Source organism: Stenotrophomonas pictorum JCM 9942, from assembly GCF_001310775.1.
GTDB classification, from domain to species: domain Bacteria; phylum Pseudomonadota; class Gammaproteobacteria; order Xanthomonadales; family Xanthomonadaceae; genus Stenotrophomonas; species Stenotrophomonas pictorum.
Genome location: NZ_BAZI01000286.1, coordinates 1 through 3,430 on the forward strand (window position 1 = coordinate 1; position 3,430 = coordinate 3,430).

A 3,430-nucleotide genomic window follows, 5' to 3' on the forward strand; every position below is an offset into this window, starting at 1 on the left:
CTTCACCGGCGCAGCGACGGGCGCCGCGCCGATGTCGAACTGGGCGATCAGGCTGGCCGGGGCATGGGCCGGGTCGGTGCCGGCGGAGACCGCATCGAGCATCGACTGCAGCCAGTCCAGCGATTGCTGGGCGGCATCGAAATGATGGGCCAGCAATTGGGCCTTGCCGGACCGGGCCATGCCCAGGGTTTCTTCTGCCGCATGGCACAGCTCGACCATCGGCGTGATCGACAGGAAGCCGGCGCCGCCCTTGAGCGTGTGGAAACCGCGGAACACCACATTGAGCTGGTCGGCATCCTGCGGGGCCTGTTCCAGCGCCACCAGTTGCTCGCCGAGGCGATCGAGGATTTCCTGCGCTTCAAGGATGAAGTCGGCGGCGATGTCGTCGGCAAAAGCACTCATGTGTTTACAGCCCCAGATCCGAGAGCAGGTCGTCAGCGTCATGCTGGGAGACGGCGTGGCGGTCCAGGCCGCTGACCGCCGGGCCAGCCAGCCCGGCATTGCGCGCGTCTTCCTCCGGTGGCGGCAGCCCCAGCGCACCGAAGCCTTCGTGCACGCGGCGGACGATGCCGACCACGCGACGGATGATCTGCCCGGTCAGGTCCTGGTAGCTCTGGGTCAGCGCCACCTCGGTGAGGTTGTGGCGGATGCGGTCCAGGATCACGTCCTGTCCGGGATTCAGCCTTCGGCGCGCAGCTGTTCGGTCAGCGTGCGGCATTCCTCGGCCAGGTCCAGCGTGCGATGGGTCGCTTTTTCGGTCATCTCGACCACGTGGTCCAGGCGCGCGCAGGCATCGTCCAGTTCGCCGGCATCGGTGGTGATGCTGGGCAGTTCGCCCAGCGCCTGGCCCAGTTCGCGGGCCAGCCGGCCCAGGCCGGCCATCATCGGCTGGGTGCGCAGCGCGGCCAGCGCGTCGATCTCGCGACGCCAGCCGGCTTCGTCACCGCTCTCCAATGCGGCCAGTGCATCCTGCAGGCGCTGGATCAGGGCGCTCTTGTCGCCCAGGGTTTCGCTGTGACCGGCCATCAGGCGCTCGCCGCCAGACGCTCGAAGATCTTGCCGAGCTTTTCTTCCAGGGTCTGCGCGGTGAACGGCTTGATGATGTAGCCGTTCACGCCGGCCTGGGCCGCTTCGATGATCTGTTCGCGCTTGGCCTCGGCGGTGACCATCAGCACCGGCAGGGTCTTGAGCCTGGCGTCGGCGCGGATCGCCTTGAGCAGCTCGATACCGGTCATTACCGGCATGTTCCAGTCGGTGACAACGAAATCGAACGGCTGGCTCTGCAGCAGCGACAGCGCCGCATGCCCGTCCTCGGCTTCCGCGGTATTGGTGAAGCCCAGGTCGCCGAGCAGGTTCTTGACGATGCGGCGCATGGTCGAGAAGTCATCGACGATCAGGATGCGCATGTTCTTGTTCAAAGGGCTTTCCTCTTCATGGTTCCTCGAGTCCGGCGTCTGCCGCCTCGAATATCTTCAATCGGCCGCGCAGGCGCAGCGTGGCCTGGCCGTGGATCTGGCAGACACGCGATTCGCTGACACCCAGTACCGCGCCGATTTCCTTCAGGTTCAATTCCTGCTCGTAGTAGAGCGAGAGCACCAGCTGTTCGCGCTCGGGCAATTGGGCGATGGCCTTGCCCAGTTCGGCGCCGAACTGGCTGCGTTCGAGCATCTGCTGCGGGGTCGGGCCGCCGCTGGCCGGCGTGTCCAGCTCGCCCTGGTCCTCGATCCGCGATTCCAGGCTCAGCACCTGGCCACGCGAGGCGTCTTCGATCAGCCGCATGTACTCGGGCAGCGGGATGTCCATGGCCTCGGCCACCTCGGTGGCGCTGGCGGCACGGCCGCTGGCCTGCTCCAGCCGGCGGATGGTACCGGCCGCTTCACGGGCACGCCGGTGCACCGAGCGTGGCACCCAGTCGCCGCGCCGGATCTCGTCGATCATCGAGCCGCGGATGCGGATCGAGGCATAGGTCTCGAACGATGCTCCCTGGTCGGCATCGTAGCTGCGCGATGCTTCCAGCAGACCCATCATGCCTGCCTGGATCAGATCGTCGATCTCCACGCTGGCCGGCAGGCGCGCGGCCATGTGATGGGCGATGCGGCGTACCAGGTCCGCGTGCTGGGCGATGCAGTCATTGCTGCTGGCGCGTTGCACTTCACGGTACTGGGCGGCGGGATTCATGCAGGCACCCCGCGCTGGATGATGCGTTCCAGGAAGAACTCGACGCCGCCGCGGGCTTCGGTCGGGGCTTCCCAGCGCGAGGTTCGCAGCGCGATTTCCTGGAGGGCCAGCGCGGCCGGCGAAGACGGATACGCCTTCACCACCGGCTGCTGGCGCTGCACCGACAGGCGCAGCCAGTCGTCCTGCGGCACGCAGCCCAGGTAGTTCAGCGATACATCCGCCAGGAACTTGTCGCACACGCGCACCAGCTTCTCGTACAGCACGCGGCCTTCGTTGGGGTCGCGCACCATGTTGGCCACGACCTGCATGCGGTCCACACCGCGTTCGCGCGAGAGCACCTTGATCAGCGCATAGGCGTCGGTGATCGAGGCCGGTTCGTCGCAGACCACCACCACTGTGTCCTGCGCGGCCTGGCAGAAGGTCAGCACGCTGTCGGTGATGCCGGCGGCGGTGTCGATGATCATCACGTCCAGCTCGCGTTCGAGCTCGGAGAACACGTTGACCAGACCGACATGCTCGGCCGGCTGCAGCTCGGCCATGTGCCGGCGACCGGATGCGGCCGGCACCACCAGCACGCCGTTGGGGCCTTCGATGATCACCTCGTCCAGCGTGCAGCGCCCGGCAACCAGGTCGGCCAGGGTGTGCTTGGGCTGCAGGCCCAGGATCACGTCGATGTTGGCCAGGCCCAGGTCGGCGTCCAGCAGCAGGGTGCGTTTGCCCATGCCGGCCAGGGCGACGGCCATATTGGCCGAGACGTTGGTTTTACCCACGCCGCCCTTGCCGCCGGTGATCGCAATCGTGCGTACCGGACCGGCCGGCTCGCGACGCGTGGCCGAAAGCGGGAAGGTGTTGGTCAGTTGGGCGTACTCACGCGACGGCATTGTTGGACTCCAGGTTGCAGGGCATATCGGCCGCGCGGCGCAAATCTTCAAGGCGAAGTACAAGATTCGCCGCCGAGGCGCGATGCAGGTCCTCCGGCACGTCCTGGCCGTCGGTCACCCAGGTGATCGGCAGGTTGTGGTCCACCGCCACCGACAGCGCCGAACCGAACCGGCCGGTCTCATCGAGCTTGGTCAGCACCAGCCCCTGCGGATTGGCGGCGCCGAAGCGGCGTACCACCTCGTCCATGTCCTGGAAACTGGTATTGGCAGGCAGTACCAGCAAGGTGCGGATCTGGCCGGCGGCGCGCAGCCACTGCAGCTGGGCGGCCAGGGCGCGGTCGCGCTGGCCCAGGCCGGCGGTGTCGATCAGC

The 3,430-nt window shown here is 67.1% G+C and carries 4 protein-coding genes and 2 pseudogenes; all 6 read right to left on the reverse strand.

Features of this window, described 5'->3' with window-relative positions; translation table 11 throughout:
* On the reverse strand, positions 1 to 402 hold a 402-nt coding region (locus JCM9942_RS12455), incomplete at its 3' end, for an Hpt domain-containing protein (protein ID WP_172675112.1).
* Between the two features lie 4 nt (positions 403 to 406).
* Positions 407 to 1,026 (reverse strand): annotated as a pseudogene (locus JCM9942_RS12460) (protein phosphatase CheZ).
* On the reverse strand, positions 1,026 to 1,418 hold the full coding sequence (gene cheY, locus JCM9942_RS12465) for a chemotaxis response regulator CheY (RefSeq protein ID WP_054660041.1): 393 nt from the start codon (positions 1,416 to 1,418) through the stop codon (positions 1,026 to 1,028). Before cheY ends, JCM9942_RS12460 begins: the two are co-directional and overlap by 1 nt.
* A 13-nt stretch (positions 1,419 to 1,431) precedes the next feature.
* Positions 1,432 to 2,178, reverse strand: a complete 747-nt coding sequence (locus JCM9942_RS12470; RefSeq protein ID WP_054660043.1) for an RNA polymerase sigma factor FliA — start codon at positions 2,176 to 2,178, stop codon at positions 1,432 to 1,434.
* Positions 2,175 to 3,059, reverse strand: coding sequence for a MinD/ParA family ATP-binding protein (locus JCM9942_RS12475; protein WP_054660045.1), 885 nt, complete (start codon positions 3,057 to 3,059; stop codon positions 2,175 to 2,177). Before JCM9942_RS12475 ends, JCM9942_RS12470 begins: the two co-directional genes overlap by 4 nt.
* A pseudogene (locus tag JCM9942_RS12480) lies at positions 3,046 to 3,430 on the reverse strand (flagellar biosynthesis protein FlhF); the annotation flags it as partial. The gene JCM9942_RS12475 and the pseudogene JCM9942_RS12480, both read right to left, overlap by 14 nt.

Excerpts from the sequence above, each read along its gene's own strand:
- JCM9942_RS12470 (WP_054660043.1), bottom strand. The coding sequence starts at position 2,178 with ATGAATCCCGCCGCCCAGTACCGTGAAGTGCAACGCGCCAGCAGCAAT.
- JCM9942_RS12475 (WP_054660045.1), bottom strand. The coding sequence starts at position 3,059 with ATGCCGTCGCGTGAGTACGCCCAACTGACCAACACCTTCCCGCTTTCG.